The following is a 20,425-nucleotide window of genomic DNA, read 5'->3' as shown; positions in this document are numbered from 1 at the left end:
GGTTCCCTCGCGAACCCTGATCCACCCCCTAGGGGAAAACCCCTATAGACACGGTGCGTGAGCTTCGCGCACGCTGTGTGCATGAACGTGTTCACGCACCGTGTCGCCGGTGTCCTTCGCGCCTTGCGGGCGCCTGCCGCTTCGGACGGTCCCGGTTCAGGCCGTCACGATGTTGACCAGCTTCGGGGCCCGCACGATGACCTTGCGGACATCGGCGCCCCCCAGGGCCGCCACGACGCGCTCGTCGGAGAGCGCGACTTTCTCCAGGTCGCCGTCGGTGATCTCCGGGGAGACCTCCAGGCGCGCCTTGACCTTGCCCTTGATCTGCACGACGCACGTCACGGTCTCGTCCACGACGTAGGCCGGGTCGGCGACGGGGAAGGGCTGGTGGACGACGCTGTCGTCGTGCCCGAGGCGCCGCCACAGCTCCTCGGCGATGTGCGGCGCGAGCGGCGCGACCATCAGTACGAGCGCCTCGGCGACCGGGCGGGCGAGCGGGCCGCCCGCCTTCGTCAGGTGGTTGTTCAGCTCGGTGATCTTCGCGATCGCCGTGTTGAACCGCATCGCCTCCAGGTCGTGGCGCGTGCCGTCGATCGCCTTGTGCAGCGCGCGCAGCGTGGCCTCGTCCGGGGCGTCCTCGGAGACCGTCAGGGCTCCGCTCGCCTCGTCCACGACGTTGCGCCACAGCCGCTGGAGCAGCCGGAACTGGCCGACGACCGCGCGGGTGTCCCAGGGGCGCGAGACGTCCAGCGGGCCCATCGCCATCTCGTACAGGCGCAGCGTGTCGGCCCCGTACTCGGCGCAGATCTCGTCGGGCGTCACCGCGTTCTTCAGCGACTTGCCCATCTTGCCGAGCAGGCGCGAGACCTTCTCGCCCTCGTAGTAGTACGCGCCGTCGCGCTCCTCCACCTCGGCGGCGGGCACGGCGATGCCGCGGCTGTCGCGGTAGACGAAAGCCTGGATCATGCCCTGGTTGTAGAGCTTGTGGAACGGCTCGGCGGAGGAGACGTAGCCCAGGTCGAAGAGCACCTTGGACCAGAAACGCGCGTACAGCAGGTGCAGCACGGCGTGCTCGGCGCCGCCGACGTAGAGGTCGACACCACCGGTGGGCATGCCCTCGCGCGGCCCCATCCAGTACTGCTCGATCTCGGGGTCGACGAACTGCCGCTCGTTGCGCGGGTCGAGGTAGCGCAGCTCGTACCAGCAGGAACCGGCCCAGTTGGGCATGGTGTTGGTCTCGCGGCGGTACGTGCGGGGCCCGTCGCCCAGGTCGAGGGTGACGTTGACCCAGTCCTCGTTGCGCGAGAGCGGGGTCTCGGGCTCGGCGGTCGCGTCGTCGGGGTCGAAGGTGCGCGGCGAGTAGTCCTCGATCTCGGGCAGTTCGAGAGGCAGCATCGACTCGGGCAGCGAGTGGGCGATGCCGTCCTCGTCGTAGACGATCGGGAAGGGCTCGCCCCAGTACCGCTGACGGCTGAACAGCCAGTCGCGCAGCCGGTAGTTGATGGTGCTCTCGCCGATGCCCCGCGCGGTCAGCCACGGGGTGATCCGCGCCTTGGCATCGGTGACGCCGAGGCCGTCCAGGCTGATGTGCTTGTTCGTGGAGTTGACGAGCTTCGCCTCGTACGAGGAGAAGGCGTCGTCCCACGTGGCGGGGTCCTCGCCGCGGCCGTCCGTGGGCGCGACGACGCAGCGCAGAGGCAGCTCGAAGGCGCGGGCGAAGGCGAAGTCACGGCTGTCGTGCGCGGGCACGGCCATGATCGCGCCGGTGCCGTACCCCATCAGCACGTAGTCGGCGATGAAGACGGGGACGCGTTCGCCCGAGACGGGGTTGGTCGCGAAGGTGCCGGTGAAGACGCCGGTCTTGTCCTTGGCCTCGGCCTGACGCTCGACGTCCGACTTGGCCGCGGCCTGGGCCCGGTAGGCGGCGACGGCGTCGGCGGGGGTCGCGTGCCCGCCGGTCCACGCCTCGCGGGTGCCCTCGGGCCAGCTCGCCGGGGTGATCGCCTCAACCAGCTCGTGCTCGGGGGCGAGGACCATGTAGGTGGCGCCGAACAGGGTGTCCTGCCGGGTGGTGAAGACGGTGATGTCCCGCGCCTCGCCCGCGGCGGTGGTGACGGGGAAGTCGACGCGGGCGCCCTCGGAGCGGCCGATCCAGTTGCGCTGCTGGAGCTTGATCGCCTCGGGCCAGTCCAGCCCGTCCAGGTCGTCGATCAGGCGGTCCGCGTAAGCGGTGATGCGCATGTTCCACTGCCGCAGCTTCGCCTTGAAGACGGGGAAGTTGCCGCGCTCGGAGCGGCCGTCGGCGGTGACCTCCTCGTTGGCCAGGACCGTGCCCAGGCCGGGCGCCCAGTTGACCGGCGCCTCGGAGGCGTAGGCGAGGCGGTACTCGCTCAGCAGGTCGGCGCGCTCGCTGCCGCTCAGCTCCGCCCAGGGCCGGCCGTCGGGGGTGGGGCGGGTGCCGGCGGCGAACTGCTCGATCAGCTCCTCGATCGGGCGTGCCTTGCCGGCCTCGGTGTCGTACCACGAGTTGAAGATCTTGACGAAGATCCACTGCGTCCAGCGGTAGAACTCCGGGTCGATCGTGGCGACGGAGCGGCGCTTGTCGTGGCCGAGGCCCAGCCTGCGCAGCTGCTGGCGCATGTTGGCCATGTTGGCCTCGGTGGAGATACGGGGGTGGGTGCCGGTCTGCACCGCGTACTGCTCGGCGGGCAGCCCGAAGGCGTCGAAGCCGAGGGTGTGCAGGACGTTGTGCCCGGTCATCCGCTGGTAGCGGGCGAAGACGTCGGTGGCGATGTAGCCCAGCGGGTGGCCGACGTGCAGTCCGGAGCCCGAGGGGTACGGGAACATGTCCATGACGTACTTCTTGGGGCGGCCGACCAGTTCGGGGGAACCGGCCAGGTCACCCGTGGGGTTGGGCGCCTCGTACGTGCCGTGGGCGTCCCAGAAGTCCTGCCAGCGTGCCTCGATGTCGGCGGCGAGGGCCGCCGTGTAGCGGTGCGGCGCGGCCGTCTCGGCGGCGCCGGCGGGCCCGGCTGCGGAGGGGTTCGTCTGACTCATCGGTTCTCAAGACTCCATCGATCGCATCTGCTCCCGGAAACGAAAAAACCCCTCGCACAGGAGGGGACGCCGCGCCGATTCCGGCCACAAAGCCCGGTGGGTTCTCACCGGGAGCCAGGGTGGCGGGGACTGATCAGCGCGGCTCGCTAAGCAGAAGGCGTACGGCACGCATGGCGTCAGGGTACCGCAGTGCCCGCGAGGCCCGCACGGTATGCCCGGCCCGTGGACGGAGCGCGGGGACGGCACGAGGCCGGGCGCATCGGGGCGCCGACCCCCGCCACAAACAGCGAGCGGGCCACCCGTACCGGATGGCCCGCTCGATCAATCGCTGTGGAGCTAAGGAGAATCGAACTCCTGACCTCTTGCATGCCATGCAAGCGCTCTACCAACTGAGCTATAGCCCCGCACTCTTCAACACCTCCGAGGAGGTGTCTCACAGTCGGTGTCACCGGTCCGGACGGGCCGTTTCCCTGGCGACATCGAGAACTTTAGCGGGTCCCCCGGCCGTCCACCAAATCCGTTGCCGACCGCGACGCATTGCCCGGTTCGCCCCGCTTGGGGCAGCCGATTCGGGACGGAAACGCCGGGGTCAGGCGGAGGCGAAGGAGTAGAAGCGCTTGAGCGTGCAGTGCTCGTCGAGAAGGCGGCCATAGATCGGCTCGCCCTCCAGTTCGCGGTACGTCTCGATCGGGTCGCCGGTGATGATCAGCGCACGGGCGCACTCCTCGCACCAGTACTGGTAACGGCTGCTCACCGGCTCCATGTCGCGGACGATCGGCGTCCCGCTTCCGCACCAGTCGCACGTCCTCCTGTGCGCGCCCAAGCGGTCACCTCCGCCCTTCGCCGCGAGGAGCGGCACAGGCCGGGGTGTCTCCGGGAGAGCGAGAGGGCTCCCCGCAGACGTGCACAGGCATTCCGCGCTCCCTCCTGTGAGGCCCGTCTCCTCTGCCGGGCGTCCGATTCTGCCACGGGCCGGGCCGCCGGGTCAGTGCCGCGGAAATACCGGTACGGACACGGTCCTGCGGCCGGCGAGGGAAGAGGCCCGGAACGGGGTGGCGATGGGTGCCCCGGCAACGCGAAAGGTCCCACCCGGAGGTGAGACCTTTTCCTGTGGAGCTAAGGAGAATCGAACTCCTGACCTCTTGCATGCCATGCAAGCGCTCTACCAACTGAGCTATAGCCCCGCGCGTTCTTCCCGCCCTGCGGGCCGAACAAGAGGAACTTTAGCCTGTGACCAGCCGGAAAGTGAAATCCGGTCCTGGCGCCGTTCCCGAGGCCCACAGCATCGACGGCTGACCGTGACCGGCCGGGTCCTCGGGAGGCTCGCTGTCACCGGCAGGGAGCGGTGCGCAGCGGGGGCGAGTGGCCCGTGAAGGGGCCGGGTGCGGGCAAGAGGCGAGGGCTCGGTGCACGAGCAGTGCGCATCCACAGGCCCCGGCGCGAGCCGTCCCTCGTAAGGGTTCCGGATTCTCCCTGTAGCGGACATGCGCTGACACTCATCACCCCTGCGGGTGAGTCGCGTGGCAAGTTCGCCGGAGTTATCCACGGATTTCGGCGGATGGGTCGGCGGGGGTTGCGGAACGCGAAAGGATGGAATCGGGGCCGCCCCCCAGGGAGGGTGGGGGCTGCCCTGGCGCACCCAGGCGCGAAGTTCCGGCACCCGACCCCCGCCCGCCCCGGGCCTCAGACGAAACCCTCAGCCTTAAGCCGCCAGAGCCCAGCCCCAGCACTCAGCCCCTGAGCAGCGACCTCAGACCTCCACAAGCCCTCAGCCCCTAGGCCGCAGCCCTCAGCCTTCCAGCCGCAAGCCCTCAGCTCCTGAGTCACAAGCCTCAGGCCCAGCCGCGGCCCTTGAGCCCCAGCCCGCGCACCTCAACCCAACCGTCACCACTCACCGCTCACCGCTCATCACGAACCACTCGCCGCTCGCCACTCACGGCTCACGGCTCACGGCTCACGGCTCACGGCTCACGGCTCACGGCTCACGGCTCACGGCTCACCATCCACAGCCCGGCCGGGCCCCGCGCCCCCACACCCCTCAGACCTCATCCCCCAGCACCGGTTCCGCGAGCGTCCCCGCGTTGTGCTCCAGCAGCCGCCACCCCCGGGCTCCCTCGCCCAGGATCGACCAGCAGCAGTTGGAGAGGCCGCCGAGGCCCTCCCACTGGTAGGGGTCGAGCCCGATGAGGCGGCCGATCGTGGTGCGGATGGTGCCGCCGTGGCTCGTGACGACGAGGGTGCCGTCCTCGGGGAGCTTCTCGGCGTGGGCCAGGACGACGGGGGCCGCGCGCTCGGCGACCTCCGTCTCCAGCTCGCCGCCGCCCCTGCGTACCGGCTCGCCGCGCTTCCACGCCGTGTACTCGTCCCCGTGGCGTTCGAGGATCTCCTCGTGCGTGAGGCCCTGCCAGTTGCCGGCGTAGGTCTCACGCAGGCCACGGTCGAAGGTGATCTCCAGGCCGGTGAGCGCCGCCAGCTCGCCCGCCGTGTCGGCGGCGCGGCCCAGGTCGGAGGCGATGAGGGCGTCCGGCCGGAGCGAGGCGAGCAGCCGGGCCGCGCGCTTGGCCTGAGCGCGGCCCGTCTCGGTGAGCGGGACGTCGGTGTCGCCCTGGAAGCGGCGCTCCAGGTTCCAGGCGGTCTGGCCGTGGCGCCACAGGATGATGCGGCGCCCGCGCGGCGCGGCCGGAATGGTCACCGCTACTCCCCTTCGATGCCGATGCGGTCGAAGTCCGCGAACTCCGGTTCCTCGGGGGCAGCGGCGAGCTGCGCCGCGTACTCGGCGCCCTTGCCCTTGGTCGCCTTGGCGTCCTCGGGCAGGTCGATCTCGGGGCAGTCCTTCCAGAGCCGTTCGAGCGCGTAGTAGACGCGCTCCTCGGAGTGCTGCACGTGGACGACGATGTCGACGTAGTCGAGCAGGATCCAGCGGGCGTCGCGGTCCCCCTCGCGGCGGACGGGCTTGGCCCCGAGGTCCTTGGCGAGCCGCTCCTCGATCGCGTCGACGATCGACTTGACCTGGCGGTCGTTGGGGGCGGAGGCCAGCAGGAAGGCGTCCGTGATCGACAGCACATCGCTGACGTCGTACGCGATGATGTCGTGGGCGAGCTTGTCGGCGGCGGCCTGGGAGGCGGCCTTGATCAGCTCGATGGAGCGGTCCGTGGCGGTCACTGCACAGCTTTCGGGTAGGCGGGCATACAACCTCAAGGGTCTCACGCCGCCCGCCCCCACCTCTCGGCGGTTTTCCCGGCACTCGCGCGGTACGGGCCGAAAGGGGGAACGACCGGCCCGGAATCGGGTACGGGCCGCCGGCGGACGAGCCCCTCGCACCCACCGCACCCATCGCACCCGTCGCACCCCCACGGGCCTCGCCCCTCCCTCGCCGGTACGGGTCGGACGCACCACCCGCGCCGCGCACCACCCGCGCCGCGCCCACCCGCACCGCGCACCCTCCGCGCCCACCGCCACCACGAGCCGGGACGGCCCGTAGACCTCCCGGACCGCCCCAAGCCGCCCGCTCACTGAGCCCGCAACCGCAGCGCTCACAACGAGAGCACCCGCGCCCAGGCCCCGAGCCTCAGGCCCTCACGCCCCGGGCCCCCGCGCCCAGTCCCTCCCCCGCAGCCAGAGCCTCGCGCCAAGCCCCCAGCCCCGCCCCAGCCCCCGCCCGTCACTCAACACCCGACACCCGACACCCGACACCTGGCACCCAGCACCCAGCCCCCGGCACCCAGCCTCCTCACTTCCCCGTGTAGTCCTCCCCCAGCACCACCGACACCGGCGCGTTCCCCCCGACCTTGCCCTTCTTGACCGCCGCGTCCTTGAGGCCCAGCGTGCGGGCGATCTCCACGGCCTTGCCCTTGTTCTTCTCGTCGGCGTACGTGACGGCCGAGGTCGCGACCGCGTCCGTGCTGCTGCCGTCGACGAAGGTGTAGCCGCCGTTGACGAGGGTGACGCGGGCCTTCTGCGCGAGGTCCTTCTTGCCCGTGGCGTTGCGCACGGCCACGCGGGTGTCGTCCTCGGAGGCGCCGCCGGCGGTCTTGCCCGTGCCGCCGAGCACGTCCTTGACGATCTTCTCGTTCGTCGCCTCGGAGAGCGTGCCGTTCTTCTCGACCGGGAGGACCGTGCTCGTGTAGTCGCCGCCCTTGGCGAGGTCCGAGAGCTTGGCGAGGAAGGCGCCGAGGTCCTTGTCGGTGAGCGGCGGGTCGAGGATCTGCGCGAGCGACTGGATCGTGAGCGTCGCCGACTGCTGATCGCTGGAGATCTTCCGCAGGATGCCGCGCATGACGTCCGCGAACCGCTTGAGCTGCGCGGTCTCCGGCTCGCCCTTCGCCTGGTACGTGGCATAGGCGACGGCCATCTCGCCGCTGAGGCTCTGCGCCTCGCCCTTGTGGACGAGCGGGTCCGCGCCCTTCTTCTTCGGGTCGGGCACGGCCGTGTCCGTGTCGACCTCGATCGTGCCCACGAGGTCGACGAGGTTGCTGAGGTACGGGGTGTCGAGCCGCCAGGAGCCCTGGATCTCGGTGCCGAGCAGGCCGTCGAGCGCGTCGCTCGTGCCGCTGGAGCCGTCGTCCGAGACCGACTTGCCGAGCGTCGTGTCGTTGCCGTCCTCGTCGGTGAGCGCGAGGTCCTTGGGCAGCAGGACCGCGTAGCCGTGCTTCGCCGTCGTGTTGTCCACGAGCAGCATCGTCGACGAGGCGCCGTCCTTCTTCGTGTTGCGCAGGTGGACCACGAGCACGTCGCGGTTCTGCGGGCCGCTCGTGTCGGCCGCGCCGGAGCCGGAGTCCGAGGAACCGGGGAGCTTCCCCGCGTACCAGAGATAGCCGAGGCCGCCCACGACGACGAGGGCGAGGACCACGACGAGCGCGATGACGCGGCTGCGTCCCCTGCGGCGGGCCTCCTCGCGGCGCTCGCTGCGGCTCTCGCTGAACTTCAGCCAGTCGATGACGTCTTCGGACTGCTCGGTGGGCTCCTCGATGAAGGAGAACATCTCGGTGCGGTAGTCGCGCGGGTCCTCGCCGGGGGCGGGACCGCCGGGGGTCGCGGGGCGCGGCGGCGCGTCGGTGCGCGGGAGTTCACCGCTGGGCGGGCCCTCGGGCGTCGCGGGCTGCTGCTGCGGAATCCACGCCTTCGGCTCCTCGACCCGCGTGTCGGGCGCCTGCTGCCGCTCGTACGCGCCCGGGGCCTGCTGCCCTTCGTACGCGCCGGGCGCCTGCTGCCGCTCGTAGCCGCCGGGCGCCTGCGGGGCCGCCGGGTTGTCGTAACCGGGGTTGCCGTAACCGGAGTTGTCGTAGCCCTGGCTGTCGTAGCCCGTGTTTCCGTAGTCCTGGTAACCGGCCTGCGGCTGCCCCTGCTGCTGGCCGCCGTACGTGCCGTAGGGGTCGTAGCCGTAGCCGCCGCCCTGCGGGGGCGGGGACGGTACGGCGGGCTGCTGCCCGGTCTGCTGCTGGGCCTGTTGGTAGACGGGGCGGCCGTACGCGTCGTAGCCGACGAGTTCGTACGGACCGGAGCCCTGGCCGCTCTGCCCGTTGCCGTAGGGGTCTCCCTCGTACGGCGGGTACGGGTTGTCTCGGTCGTTCACCGGTGCCCCTCTCGGCTACGCGCCGCGGTACAGCTGTCGCTTGTCGATGTAACGCACCACGCCGTCCGGAACCAAGTACCAGACCGGCGCTCCCCGCGCCACTCTCGCCCGGCAGTCCGTCGACGAGATCGCGAGCGCCGGGACCTCCACGAGGGAGACCCCGCCCTCCGGCAGCCCCGCGTCCGTGAGCTGGTGGCCCGGTCGGGTGACGCCGATGAAGTGGGCGAGCGAGAAGAGTTCCTCGGCATCGCGCCACGTGAGGATCTGGCCGAGCGCGTCGGCCCCGGTGATGAAGAAGAGTTCGGTGCCGGGGTTGAGCGTGCGCAGATCCCGCAGTGTGTCATTCGTGTACGTGGGCCCGCCGCGGTCGATGTCGATCCGGCTGACCGAGAACTGCGGGTTCTCGGCCGTGGCGATGACCGTCATGAGGTAGCGGTCCTCGGCGGGGCTGACCCGCTTCTCGCTCTTCTGCCAGGGCTGTCCCGTGGGCACGAAGACGACCTCGTCGAGATCGAACTGCATCGCGACCTCGCTCGCCGCCACGAGGTGCCCGTGGTGGATCGGGTCGAACGTGCCGCCCATGACGCCGAGCCGGCGTCGTCGGGTACTGATGGAGCCGCTCGCCGGGCTGCTGACCGGGCCAGTGGGCATGTCCTGCTCTCCCATGCGTGCAGAGCCTACTGTCCCGGCCGGGCGGCCCCCTCCGCGGCCGTTCAGCGGTCGCGGTTGAAGCGCGTGGTGATCCACAGCAGGAGGAGGAGCGCGAAGAGCGCGCCGCCGCCGGTCAGGTAGGGGCTGAGGCTTTCGTGGTTGCCGCCGTGCTCGCCCTCGGCGAGGGGGAGCAGCTGGATCGCGGTGCTGGAGAGGCTCATCGTCGGCAGGACCAATCGCGAGGTGAGAGGGGGATAAGTTCGCGCCCATCGTATGCGGGCCGCTCCCGGGCGCTCACGCCGACTCAGTTCCGCGGGGTACGAGGCGTCCGCCGAATGCCGAGCCCTCGTCAGGCCCGGCGCTCCGCGCACCGCGCCGGGATCAGTCCTCGGACGAGGACCGCTCGCCCGCGTCGGCGGAGCGCGGCGCCTCGGCGGCGGGGGCCGCGCCGGGGGCGGGCGACGTGCCGGGGGTACGGGGCGTGTCGGCGCCGGTGGTCGCCTCGCCCGTACGGTCCGTACCGCCCGCGGTCCCCGTCTCCGCCGCGCGGCTCGCCGGGACCCGCTCCGCCCGGGGCGCCTCCCGCGTCTCGTTCCCCTGCCGGTAGCCGCGCAGCAGGAACCACGCGAGGAGGATCGCCCCGAGCACCATGACGATCAGGACGGTGCGCAGGAAGTTCCCCGGGCCTGGCTGGTTCGAGATCACCGCGAGCAGGTGCTCGTGGTGGAGTCCGGTCGTGCTGTGCGTCATGGGGGTGGCTCCTTCGTGTACCGCGGCGGCCCCACGCTAGACGCCGGCCCCCCGCGACCCGTGCGCGCCCCACCCCGTTTTCCTCTCCCATGACCTCCTTGACCGGGCGGAGACCGTACGGGGACGGGGGCACCCGGATCCGCGGGCGGTGCGGGGCCGCGCGAGACGGGCAGGGGGCGCCCGGGGGCGCGGGCGCTACCGGACCGGCGCCGCCCGCGCGCCCGCCTCCTCCGCCCGCGCCCCACTCCCCGTCTCTATCCCCCCACCTCTCCCTCCCCACCTCTCCCCGCTCATCTCCCCCGCAGCGTCCTCGCCAGCTCCGCCGCGAAGGGGCGCACGTCACCCTTCCTCATCGCGCCGACCCGTTGCTGGATCTCCCGCGTCACCGCCGCGTAGTACGGCGTGACGGGGCGTGTGCGCGCGTCCTCCAGGGCGGCGCGCAGGGCCGTGTCGTACGCGCGCCGGAAATCGGCGGGCAGCTCGGTGCCGCGCGGCGTGGCGCCCCCGACGTCCTCCCCGGCCTCGCACTCCCCCGCGAGCGCGGAGCGTCGCGCGGGCACGAAGCCGCCGTCGCGCAGGCAGCGCTCGGCCCCGGCGCCGGTGAGGTACGTGAGGAGGTCGCGCGCGAGGGAGTCGTGCCCGCTGCCCGCCACGACGGCGAGGTTCTGGCCGCCGAGCGCCGCCGCCGAGGCACCCGTCCTGGCGCGTGGGAGCTGGGTGACGCCGTAGCGGGGGCGGTCCTCGCCCGTGCCGCGTTTCTCGGCCTGGGCGAGCTGCACGGCGGCGAAGGGCCAGTCGCGGAGCATGAGCGCGTCGCCGGAGAGGAAGCGCTCCAGGCTGCTCTGCTCGTCCAGGTGCCGCGAGGAGTCTCCGATGACGGGCAGCCCGGGGCTGTCCTCGTCGCCGACGGCCTTGACGAGGTCGAGCAGCCCGGCGGTCGCCGCGGGCTCGTCCACGGTCACCCTCGCCTTCTCGCCCTCGCCCGAGACGATCTCGCCGCCCGCGCGCCACACCGCCTCGGCCGCGTTGACGGTGAGTCCCTCGTACGGCCTGAGCTGCGTCAGCAGTCCCGCGCGCACGCGTGGGTCGCGTTCGCGCCGGAAGGTCCTGACGGTCTCGGCGAGCGCGTCCCACGTGCCGAGTCCGCCGGGGCCGATCAGGTCCGCGCGGTAGAAGAGCAGGCCCACGTCGGTGTTCCACGGCACGGCCCAGCTCTCGCCGCCGTAGCGCACGCCCTTGCTCGCGGCCGGCCAGAAGTCGTCGCCGCCGGGGTCGACGGGGGTGATGAGGCGCTGCGCCGCGAACTCGGCGGTCCAGGTGACGTCGAGGTTGACGAGGTCGTAGCAGTACGGGTTGCCCGCCTGGAGCGAGGCCACGAGCTGACTGCGCTGGCCGTCCGCCGTGTCGGGGAGCTGGACGATCCGTACCGGGACCTTCCGCTCCTCGGCCCAGTGCTGGATGAGCAGCGCGCGGATGTCGGTGCCGGTGAGGTCGCCGCCCGTCGCGATGCGCAGGGTGTCGTCCCCGGGGCGGCAGGCGGCGGAGCGGGGCGCCGGAGGGTCCTCGTGCCGCCAGGAGCAGGCGGCGGCGAGCAGGCACAGGACGAGGGCGAGCACGAGTCGTGCGCGGGGCCTCGCCGCGGCCCGGCCCCGGAGCGCCGCTCCCGTACCCGGCCGCGCCCCGTCTCCCGCCCCCCGTTTCCGCATCGCGCTCAGTCCTCCCCTTCGTCGAGGGCCGTGACGGTGCGGCTGAGCGCGGCGGCGAGTCCCGGGCCGAGGCGGGTGCAGCCGCCGCCCGAGTTCTGCGCGACGGTGTCGGCCTCGTGGCCGGCCGCGCAGCCTTCCGGGCGGGTCGCCACGACGTGGACGGGCGCGCCCTCGACGCGGCCGAGCCGCGCCGCCACGTCGGCGAGCGCGCCGAGCTGGGGCCGCTTCCCCTCGCGGTAGTCGCCGTCCGTCACCAGCAGCACGGCGTACTGGTGGGGCGGCTCGTCGCCGGGCGTGCTCCTGTCGGCCGCCTTGGCCGCCGTGATGTCGCCGCGCACCGTGCCGAGGACGCTCACGAGGTCCGCCTGCCGGTCCTTGTTGACGTCCCCGGGCCCCAGCCCCAGTTTCTTCGTGCCCGTGGCCCGCCAGGGGCCGTCGCGCAGGGCGCTGCCCTCGCCGTCCTCGCCGGTCGGGAAGACGCGCAGCTGGTAGCGGGCCTTGCCGCCGAGGTGGCCGAGTGCCTCGTCGAGGGCGGCGCGCGCGCCGGTGAGCTTGCTGTCCTCGGCCATCGAGCGCGAGACGTCGAAGACGACTTCGACGCGGAGTTCGGGGTGTGCGGCGCGGTAGGCGTTGAGCTGGTCCGCGACGTGCCCGGGGTCGAGCCGTACGTTCTCCTCGCGCGCGGCGGGATCGAGGTGCACGGCGGTGAGGGCCTTCCTCCCCGCCCCGGACGTCGTCCAGGCGAGGAAGTGCGCGATCTCGTCGGCGCGCGGCGAGCCGTCGTCCGTGCCGACGCGTACGAGCGGGTGGTCGAGGGCGGGTGCCCCCGCCACGCGGTAGGCGCGCAAGGGGGTACCGGGGTCCTCGGCGGTGTGCCGTTCGCAGTCGGCGGCCTGGAAGGAGCGGGTCGCGCGCAGCGTGGTGAGCGCCCCGGCGTAGCGCGCGGCGGGTTTCCCGGCGAGGAGGGCGCACAGCGCGTCGTCGCCGTCGAGCACGGACCCGCCGCCCGCGATCAGGGTGCGTTCCAGGTCGTCCCGCTCGGCCGGGGGGATGGTCGGGGTGCCGGTCCGGTACGTGAACGACTCGCCGCGCTCGCCGCCCGGGTCCGCGCGCCCCGCCGGGGGGACGTCGTGGCCCATGCCGAGGTAGTGGACGAGCCCGGTCCCCGAGAGGGCCGGGCTGGGGCGCAGGAGGCGCGCGTGGTCCTTGAGTCCCGCGAGGGCGCGGCGCAGGGTCGCCCAGTCGACGGTGCCGAGGCGGCCGGGCCCCGGGTCGGGCAGTCCGAGCCGCTCGCCGCCGCGCGCGGTGACGGTCAGGACGGGCAGGTCGCGGGCGACGTGGACCGGCGCGGAGAAGCGTGTGTCCGGGCCCCGCACCCGGTCGAGGTCGGCGCTCGACGGGAGGAGCAGCAGGTCGGGCTGGGGGCCGGCGGTGCTGAGCAGGTTGTTCGCGCCCTCGCTCCAGCCCTGCGGGTCGCGGAAGCCCTCGGCGAGGGCGTCGAGCCCGGCCCCGGTGACGCTGACCCGGCCGCGGTGGCAGGAGGTGCCGAAGGCGGACTCCTCGTAGGCGGTGGCGACGGCGGTCATCGCCGCGGCCTCCTCGGGCGCGGTGGCGAGCCGGAGTTCGACGGGCGGCGCGCACGGGGACTCCGCTCCGGCACGTACGAGGGCGGGGACGCCGGCGCCCGCGGCGAGGAGCGTGAGCACCGCGGCGAGCGTGAGCAGGCGCCGCCCGCGCGTTCCGGTGAGCAGGACCCACAGGCGCGCGAGCGGTCCGGGGCCGGGGTCGTCGTCGTGGTGCGGGGGCGCGGGCGGGGGCGGGGGTGTGCCGGTGGGGCGGGTCAGGTGGGTACCGGCGCCGTCGCCGCTGGAGAACTCCTCCGGTTTCCAGGGGAAGACCGTCTCGGGCGGCTGCCTCTTCGCGAGGTTCTTGAGCGCCTTGCCGAGCTGGTGGACCGTGAGGGGGCGGCCGGGCGGCCCGGGGGTGCGCAGGACATCGGCGAGGGCCGCGGTGAAGGGGGTGACGCCGCCGTCCTCGCCCGCCGTGACGCGCTGGCGCTGGCGGGCGGAGGTGAGGAAGGAGAGGTTGCGGTCCTCGCGGAGCAGGTGGTGCGTCAGGTTCCCCGAGTAGCACGTGTCGAGGACGAGGACGACGCGTTCGCTGCCGCTCGCGAGCGCCCAGGCGACGAGGTCCTCCAGGGCGACGGCGGTCGAGGTGACGTGCCGCGGGTCGGTCTGGCTCACCGTGAGGTAGAGGCGGTCCTGGAGCGGTTCCGCGCCGGGCAGGAGGCGGCCGTGGCCGACGTAGTAGAGGAGGAAGAGCGCGGGCGCGGAGCGTGTCGCGGCGTTGACGGCGCTCTCGACGTCGCCGGTCAGCGCGGGGGAACGCAGCCTTTCGATCCCGGCGCCCCTCGTCCCCCTGAAGAGCGCGTGCGGCGGCTCGGTGAGGGCCCGGTACACGGCGTCGATGCTCGCGTCCGCCTGGCCGGGCCGCAGCAGCAGGTCCTCGTCGTGGTAGGTGTCGACGCCGATGAGGAGGGCGCGCATCCGGGGCGCCTTCGCCATGGCTCACTCCCCCGCGGCGGTCCCGCCCCGCGGCACCTCGGGCGCGCCGCCGGCCGGTCCCCCGCTCGCGGCGGGGCCACCGTCACCCGGACGGGGCGCGTCGCGGCCGGTACGCGCGTCGCCGCGACCCGCATCCCCGTCGCCGCCCGCACCCCCGTCGCCGCTCGTATGCCCGTCGCCGGGACCCGCGCCTCCGTCGTCCCCTGAGCCCTCGTCGCCCTCCGCGTCCTCCCCGCTCTCCGCCCCCGTCGCCGCCCGCCGGTGGGCCTCCACGGCGGTGCGGACCAGCGCCGCCATCTCCTCGTTGCTCGCGGGGTGGCGGCGCAGGGTGTGGCGGCTGCCGTCCTCGAAGTGGATCGTGACGGTCTCCTCCTGCTCGCTGCGGGGCTGGCGGCTGCGCAGGAGGCGGTAGAGGACCACGGTGGCGGCGGTGATCAGGTCGGGGGTGATGTTGACGAGGACGTCGTACCAGAAGTCGCCGAAGCCGAGCGAGGGCGTCGTCTCCTCGGCGGTGCGCGGGAGCCGGACCTCCTCGACCGTCGCGAGCTCCGTCAGCTCGGTGGTCCCCGCGAGCCAGGTGCGCAGCTCGGCGGCGGCGTGTTGCTCCCCGGCCGCCGGTCCGTCGCCCACGCGCAGCCGCAGGCGCACCACCTCGTCCCCCGTGGTCCCAGGCGTCGACGGCATGACCGGTTCCTCCCCCGACTCCGGTGCGCGCGGAGTGCAATGGTAAACCCGGGCTTGCGCAACTACCCCCGTTTCGCGAGGAGTTGCTTGAAGGGCGGAGGCTCGGCCGGACCCGTGAAACACCCGGGCGGGGCCCGCGCCCTCCCCGGCTCAGGTCCTCGTCGGCAGCGCGTGCTCGGCGAGCGTGCCGCACAGGCTCGTCGAGGCGTCGGGCGCGTACGGGTCGGTGCCCTGTGCGGGCCCGCCGCCGCTCGCGCGGGCGCCGGCGAGGAGCGGGTGGAGGCGGTCGGCGGACTCGGTGGCGCAGTCGAGCGGGCCCGCCTGGACGGTGGAGGTGAGCACCTCGGCGCGGTGGCCGCGCAGGTCGGCGGGGTCGATGCGGAAGTGGAGTTCGCGGCGGACGCTGAGGAGGGAGACGAGCGAGCCGGGCTTCGGGGCGCGGAGCGCGTAGGCGAAGACGTGGTCGGAGGTGACCTCCAGGGTGCCGCCGCGTTCCTCGACGCTCAGGGTGCCGTTGACGCGGGCGGGGTGGCGCGGGTCGGCGAGGCTCACCTCGTGCGGGTCGAAGCGGACGACCCAGCCGGTCGCGGCGTGACGGCCGTCCGGGCGCGGGCGGTTCATGCTCGCGTCGAACTGGCGCCACTGCCCCTCGTCGACGAGGGCGCGGACGGCGTTGGTCGGGCCGCCGGAGAGGACGCGCGGGTCGAGCGAGGAGCTGACGAGGTAGTCGGAGGCGATCCGCAGCGCTTCGATGACCTGGCCCTGCGTGTAGTGCCGGGTCGCCGCGGCGCCCTTGGGCACCGAGATGCCCGCCGCGCCGGTGCGGAAGGCGGCGGCGGGGCTCGCCGCGTAGACGTCGGCGGCGGTGCGGGCGCCGTGGACGGTGTCGGGCGGGGCGAGCGGGATGACCGTCGTGCGCAGCGCCTCGGTGCGGCGGGCCGCCGCCGAGGAGGCGGTGACCTCGCCGGTGCGCACGCCCATGACGACGGCGGTGGCGAAGGCGAGCACGATGACGACGACCATGACGAGCAGTTGCCGGTTGAGGCCGCGCCGGGGACGGCTGCGGACGGCGGGGGTGTGCTCGCCCTGGAGGCGTTCGTCGGCGGAGAGTTCCTGGAGGCGGGCAGCGTTGACGAACGATTCGTCGAACACGACGGACCGGTACTCCTCGTCCCTGTCCGGGCCGCCTCCCTCGGGAGGTATGCCCTCAGGGGGTTCCGTTGCCCCTGCCATACCTTCAGCCTAGGTCGTGCGGCGGCGCGGCAAACGTGGTGGTACGTCTGCGGGGCGTCGTGGCGCGGGTCACGGGGTGCGTGGCGTGGCCTGGACGACGGGGCGGGAGTAGTCGGGGGACGCGGTGGGCGGTTCGGCCGCGTTCGCGCCCTGCTCGCGTTCGCTGCCCGCCGAGGCGGGCGGCGGGGCGAGGGGGTCGTCCCCCGTGCCGGAGCCGCCGCGGTAGACGGCGGAGAAGGCGAGGGCGACCATGCCGACGCCGAGGACGAGGGCGAGCATCCAGGCGATGGGGCGGTGCCAGCGAATCCGGCCGCGGTGCTCCCGGGCGCGGGTGTCGCGGTACTCGTCGTACTCCTCGCCGCCGCCCCAGTCGGCGAAGGGGTCGTGGACGTCGGAGGGGTCCCCGCGCTCCTCGCCGAGCCGCCGTCCGCCGCGCCCGCTGGCCTCGGCCTCCGCGCGCGCCTCGGCGGCGGCGAGCAGTCGTTCGACGGCGGAGGGCTCGTGGATACGGGCGCCCCGTACGAAGTCCTCGTCGAAGACCACGGCGGCGAACTCCTCGTCCGCGCGTCCGTGGTCGTGGTCGTCGTCGGGCTCCCAGCCGTCCGCGAACGGCGCGCCCCCCACGTCCTCCGGCACAGGATCAGAGTAGACCGGTGCGGGCGATTTGGGCAGACCGTAGGAAAATTAGCCGGGCGGTACGGAAATCGGGTGAGCCGACGGTGTGCCGGGCCCCTGGCCGGGGTGGGCGGCGGGGCCCGGCCACGCGGTCAGCGGACGTGGCCGTCGCCCGTGACGATGTACTTCGTGGAGGTCAGCTCGGGCAGGCCCATGGGGCCGCGCGCGTGGAGCTTCTGGGTGGAGATGCCGATCTCGGCGCCGAAGCCGAACTGGCTGCCGTCCGTGAAGCGGGTCGAGGCGTTGACGGCGACCGTCGTGGAGTCGACCAGCTGGGTGAAGCGGCGCGCGGCGGCCTGCGAGGTCGTCACGATCGCCTCGGTGTGGCCCGAGGACCACAGCCGGATGTGCGCGACGGCGCGGTCGAGGTCGTCCACGACGCAGGCGGCGATGTCGTACGAGAGGTACTCGGTCTCCCAGTCCTCGGGCGTCGCCGGGACGACGGTGGCCCCGCTGCCGTCCGCGTGGGCGAGGACCCGCTCGTCGCCGTGGACCGTGACCCCGGCCTCGGCGAGCGCGGCGAGCGCCTTCGGGAGGAACGCCGGGGCGATGTCCTGGTGCACGAGCAGCGTCTCGGCCGCGTTGCACACACTCGGGCGGCTCGCCTTGGAGTTGACGAGGATCTCGACGGCCATGTCCACGTCCGCCTGCGCGTCCACGTAGACGTGGCAGTTGCCCGTGCCCGTCTCGATGACGGGGACGGTGCTGTTCTCGACGACGGTACGGATCAGCCCCGCGCCGCCGCGCGGGATGAGCACGTCGACCTGGCCGCGCGCCCGCATCAGCTCGCGGACCGGTTCGTGGCCCTCGCCCGGCACGAGCTGCACCGCGTCGGCGGGCAGGCCCGCGCCGCCGATCGCGTCGCGGACGACCCGGACGAGCGCCGTGTTCGACTCGACGGCCGAGGAGGAGCCGCGCAGCAGGACCGCGTTGCCCGACTTCAGGCACAGCGCGGCGGCGTCCACGGTGACGTTGGGGCGGGCCTCGTAGATGATGCCGACGACGCCGAGCGGGACGCGGATCTGCCGCAGGTCGAGGCCGTTGGGGAGGGTCGAGCCGCGGACGACCTCGCCGACCGGGTCGGGCAGCGCGACGACGCCGCGGACGTCCGAGGCGATGGCGCGGACGCGTTCGGGGGTGAGGCGGAGCCGGTCGACCGTGGCCTCGGGCGTGCCGGCCTCCTCGGCGCGGGCGATGTCGCGGGCGTTGGCCTCGATGATCTCGGCGGAACGGACCTCGATCGCGTCGGCGATGGCGAGGAGGACGTCGTCCTTGACCGCGCGGGTCAGGGGGGCCAGCTCTGTTGCCGCTGCGCGGGCCCGGTAGGTCGTCTGGGCTACGGGGGTCATCGTGTCGTACGGGGAGAGCTGGGTCATGGCCCGAGCGTAGACCGGGGGTGGGGGCGGGGGCCTCGCGTTTCGACGTGTGGACCTCGCGGGGCTCCGCCCCGGGCCCCGGTATCGGTGCTCGTGAGTTGTAGTGCGGGTGGGGCTCGGTACGAAGCGAAGGCGCGAGGCAGGCCGAGGCGGCGCACTGGCCCACCTTGGCCGAAAACCGCCCCTACTCGCTCCTTCCCCGGAACGGGTGCACCCCGACCGGGGCCGCCGGGAGCGGGCCCGCGTTCTCCGCCACGCGGTGGTGGTAGGTCTCGCGGTCGATGACCTCCAGTCCGACGATCTCCCACGGCGGGAGGTGGGCCGTGTGACGGTGTTCGCCCCACAGGCGCAGGGCGAGGGCCGCCGCGTCGTGGAGGTCGCGGGCCTCCTCCCAGTAGCGGATCTCCGCGTGATCGGCGGCGTAGCGGCTGGTGAGGAGGAAAGGGTGGTCGTGGGCGAGCTGTTCGAGTGCGCGGCGGACGTCGGGGAGCGGGGTGCGCTCGCCCGAGACCGAGAGGGTCACGTGCCACAGCCGCGCGTGTTTCGGCGCGGGGGCGACCGCCTCCGGCTCGCGGCGGCGTTCCTCCTGCTCCCGCTGCTCCCTGCGCCGCACCTCCACGTTGCGCACGCTGCTGAGCGTCCGGGGCCGTGCCCCTGGCTGTGCTCGTACCACCACGGCCTCCGTCCCGCCGGACCGCGGGCCCCCGCCTGCCGCGAGGGCCGCCCCCTCAAAGTGGAGCAGTCCCGGCGTCCGCGCGAAGGCGTTTTGCCCAAGCGCAACCCGGGGGGTGAGCGCTTTCGGCCGTGGGCGCGGACTCGGGAACCCGTTCGGGGGGTGGCGTACGAGGAGCGCGTGCGGTCTCAGGGGCGGCGCAGCAGGACGAGGTCGTCGCGGTGGACGACCTCGCGCTCGTACTCGGGGCCCAGTTCCTTCGCCAGCTCGCGGGTGGAGCGGCCGAGGAGCCGGGGCAGTTCCTCGGCGTCGTAGTTGACGAGGCCGCGGGCCACGGGCCTGCCGTCGGGGTCGCGCAGCTCGACGGGGTCCCCCGCGCTGAAGCGGCCGGTGGCACCGGTGATCCCGGCGGGGAGCAGCGAGGCGTTCCCGTCGACCACGGCCCGCACCGCGCCCGCGTCGAGCGCGAGCGCGCCCTGCGGGGTCGAGGCGTGCTGGAGCCACAGGAGCCGGTCGGCGTAGCGGCGGCCCGTGGGGTGGAAGTACGTGCCGGTCGCGCTCCCGGCGAGGGCTTCGCCCGCGCGGCTCGCCGAGGTGAGGACGACGGGCACCCCGGCGGCGGCGGCGATCGCGGCGGCCTCGACCTTGGTGGCCATGCCGCCGGTCCCGACCCCGGCGCGCCCCGCGCTGCCGATCTCGATGCCCCGCAGTTCGGCGGGGTCCCGCACCTCCGGGACGAGGGAGGTGCCGGGGGCCGCGGGGTCGCCGTCGTAGAGGCCGTCCACGTCGGAGAGGAGGACGAGGAGGTCGGCGTGGACGAGGTGGGCGACGAGGGCGGCGAGGCGGTCGTTGTCGCCGAAGCGGATCTCGTCGGTGGCGACGGTGTCGTTCTCGTTGATGACCGGGAGGGCGCCCATCGCGAGGAGCTGGTCCAGGGTGCGGTAGGCGTTGCGGTAGTGGGAGCGGCGGCTCGTGTCGGCGGTGGTGAGCAGGACCTGGCCGACCCGGACCCCGTACCGCGCGAAGGAGGCGGTGTAGCGGGCGACGAGGAGGCCCTGCCCGACGCTCGCGGCGGCCTGCTGCCGGGGCAGGTCGCGGGGGCGGCGCGTGAGGCCGAGCGGGGCGAGCCCGGCGGCGATGGCGCCCGAGGAGACGAGGACGAGGTCCCGTTTTCCCTTTCCCTGCCCGCGCGCGCCCGCGAGGGCGTCCACGAGCGCGTCCACGCGGTCGGCGTCGAGTCCGCCCGAGGCCGTGGTGAGCGAGGAGGAGCCGACCTTGACCACGATCCTGCGGGCCTCGGCCACCCGCTGCCTTGCCGCTGTCACGCGCTGTCCCACTTCCCGGCCCGCGGGCGCCCCGGCCCGGCGGGCCCGCCATCCGGTGTGCCCCGTACGTACCACTCGTGCCGCTCGTCGTCGCCGCGCGTCCGATCGTCCCGGTGCGGCTTCTCGCGGCTCCGGCAATCTAGCCGCCGGGCGGCGCGC

At 73.5% G+C, this 20,425-nt stretch carries 16 protein-coding genes and 2 tRNA genes; all 18 read right to left on the bottom strand.

Annotated features, from left to right (window positions below; genetic code table 11):
• Positions 1-156: 156 nt before the first annotated feature.
• Positions 157-3,057: a leucine--tRNA ligase gene (leuS, locus tag STTU_RS22510; RefSeq protein WP_007827140.1), complete on the bottom strand. Its 2,901-nt coding sequence runs from the start codon at positions 3,055-3,057 to the stop codon at positions 157-159.
• Between the two features lie 331 nt (positions 3,058-3,388).
• Positions 3,389-3,461, bottom strand: a tRNA-Ala gene (locus tag STTU_RS22505).
• Positions 3,462-3,646: 185 nt separating this feature from the next.
• Positions 3,647-3,880, bottom strand: a complete 234-nt coding sequence (locus STTU_RS22500) for a hypothetical protein (RefSeq protein WP_009065228.1) — start codon at positions 3,878-3,880, stop codon at positions 3,647-3,649.
• 288 nt (positions 3,881-4,168) lie between these two features.
• Positions 4,169-4,241 (bottom strand) — tRNA-Ala (locus tag STTU_RS22495).
• Between the two features lie 854 nt (positions 4,242-5,095).
• Positions 5,096-5,749, bottom strand: a complete 654-nt coding sequence (locus STTU_RS22490) for a histidine phosphatase family protein (RefSeq protein WP_007827138.1) — start codon at positions 5,747-5,749, stop codon at positions 5,096-5,098.
• 2 nt (positions 5,750-5,751) lie between these two features.
• Positions 5,752-6,219 carry a ribosome silencing factor gene (rsfS, locus tag STTU_RS22485; protein WP_007827137.1) on the bottom strand — a complete coding sequence of 156 codons (468 nt, stop codon included), beginning with the start codon at positions 6,217-6,219 and terminating at the stop codon, positions 5,752-5,754.
• Between the two features lie 568 nt (positions 6,220-6,787).
• Entirely contained in the window at positions 6,788-8,629 is a 1,842-nt protein-coding gene (locus STTU_RS22480; protein WP_007827136.1) for an LCP family protein, read from the bottom strand.
• A gap of 15 nt (positions 8,630-8,644) precedes the next feature.
• Positions 8,645-9,295, bottom strand: a complete 651-nt coding sequence (gene nadD / locus STTU_RS22475; RefSeq protein ID WP_007827135.1) for a nicotinate-nucleotide adenylyltransferase — start codon at positions 9,293-9,295, stop codon at positions 8,645-8,647.
• A 47-nt stretch (positions 9,296-9,342) separates the two neighbouring features.
• Entirely contained in the window at positions 9,343-9,501 is a 159-nt protein-coding gene (locus STTU_RS35010) for a hypothetical protein (protein ID WP_010286342.1), read from the bottom strand.
• A gap of 160 nt (positions 9,502-9,661) precedes the next feature.
• Entirely contained in the window at positions 9,662-10,030 is a 369-nt protein-coding gene (locus STTU_RS22465; protein ID WP_007827133.1) for a hypothetical protein, read from the bottom strand.
• 290 nt (positions 10,031-10,320) lie between these two features.
• A complete protein-coding gene (locus STTU_RS22460; RefSeq protein WP_007827132.1) occupies positions 10,321-11,736 on the bottom strand; it encodes an extracellular solute-binding protein in 1,416 nt (471 codons plus the stop codon).
• 5 nt (positions 11,737-11,741) lie between these two features.
• On the bottom strand, positions 11,742-14,300 hold the full coding sequence (locus STTU_RS22455) for a caspase family protein (RefSeq protein WP_043256017.1): 2,559 nt from the start codon (positions 14,298-14,300) through the stop codon (positions 11,742-11,744).
• A gap of 3 nt (positions 14,301-14,303) precedes the next feature.
• Positions 14,304-14,984 (bottom strand): hypothetical protein, encoded by a 681-nt coding sequence (locus STTU_RS35630; RefSeq protein WP_007827130.1) that lies wholly within the window; start codon positions 14,982-14,984, stop codon positions 14,304-14,306.
• A 150-nt stretch (positions 14,985-15,134) separates the two neighbouring features.
• Entirely contained in the window at positions 15,135-16,217 is a 1,083-nt protein-coding gene (locus tag STTU_RS22445; RefSeq protein WP_234019300.1) for a hypothetical protein, read from the bottom strand.
• A 69-nt stretch (positions 16,218-16,286) separates the two neighbouring features.
• A complete protein-coding gene (locus tag STTU_RS22440; protein ID WP_007827128.1) occupies positions 16,287-16,853 on the bottom strand; it encodes a hypothetical protein in 567 nt (188 codons plus the stop codon).
• Between the two features lie 131 nt (positions 16,854-16,984).
• Positions 16,985-18,268, bottom strand: coding sequence for a glutamate-5-semialdehyde dehydrogenase (locus tag STTU_RS22435; RefSeq protein WP_007827127.1), 1,284 nt, complete (start codon positions 18,266-18,268; stop codon positions 16,985-16,987).
• Between the two features lie 184 nt (positions 18,269-18,452).
• Positions 18,453-18,941 carry a hypothetical protein gene (locus STTU_RS22430; RefSeq protein ID WP_007827126.1) on the bottom strand — a complete coding sequence of 163 codons (489 nt, stop codon included), beginning with the start codon at positions 18,939-18,941 and terminating at the stop codon, positions 18,453-18,455.
• Between the two features lie 188 nt (positions 18,942-19,129).
• Positions 19,130-20,245, bottom strand: coding sequence for a glutamate 5-kinase (gene proB, locus STTU_RS22425; protein ID WP_043256016.1), 1,116 nt, complete (start codon positions 20,243-20,245; stop codon positions 19,130-19,132).
• Positions 20,246-20,425: the final 180 nt, after the last annotated feature.

Origin of the sequence: Streptomyces sp. Tu6071, assembly GCF_000213055.1 — a bacterium.
Classification (GTDB): Bacteria; Actinomycetota; Actinomycetes; order Streptomycetales; family Streptomycetaceae; genus Streptomyces; species Streptomyces evansiae.
The sequence above is the reverse complement of the archived record's forward strand: the minus strand, read 5'-3'. Positions and strand labels throughout refer to the sequence as shown.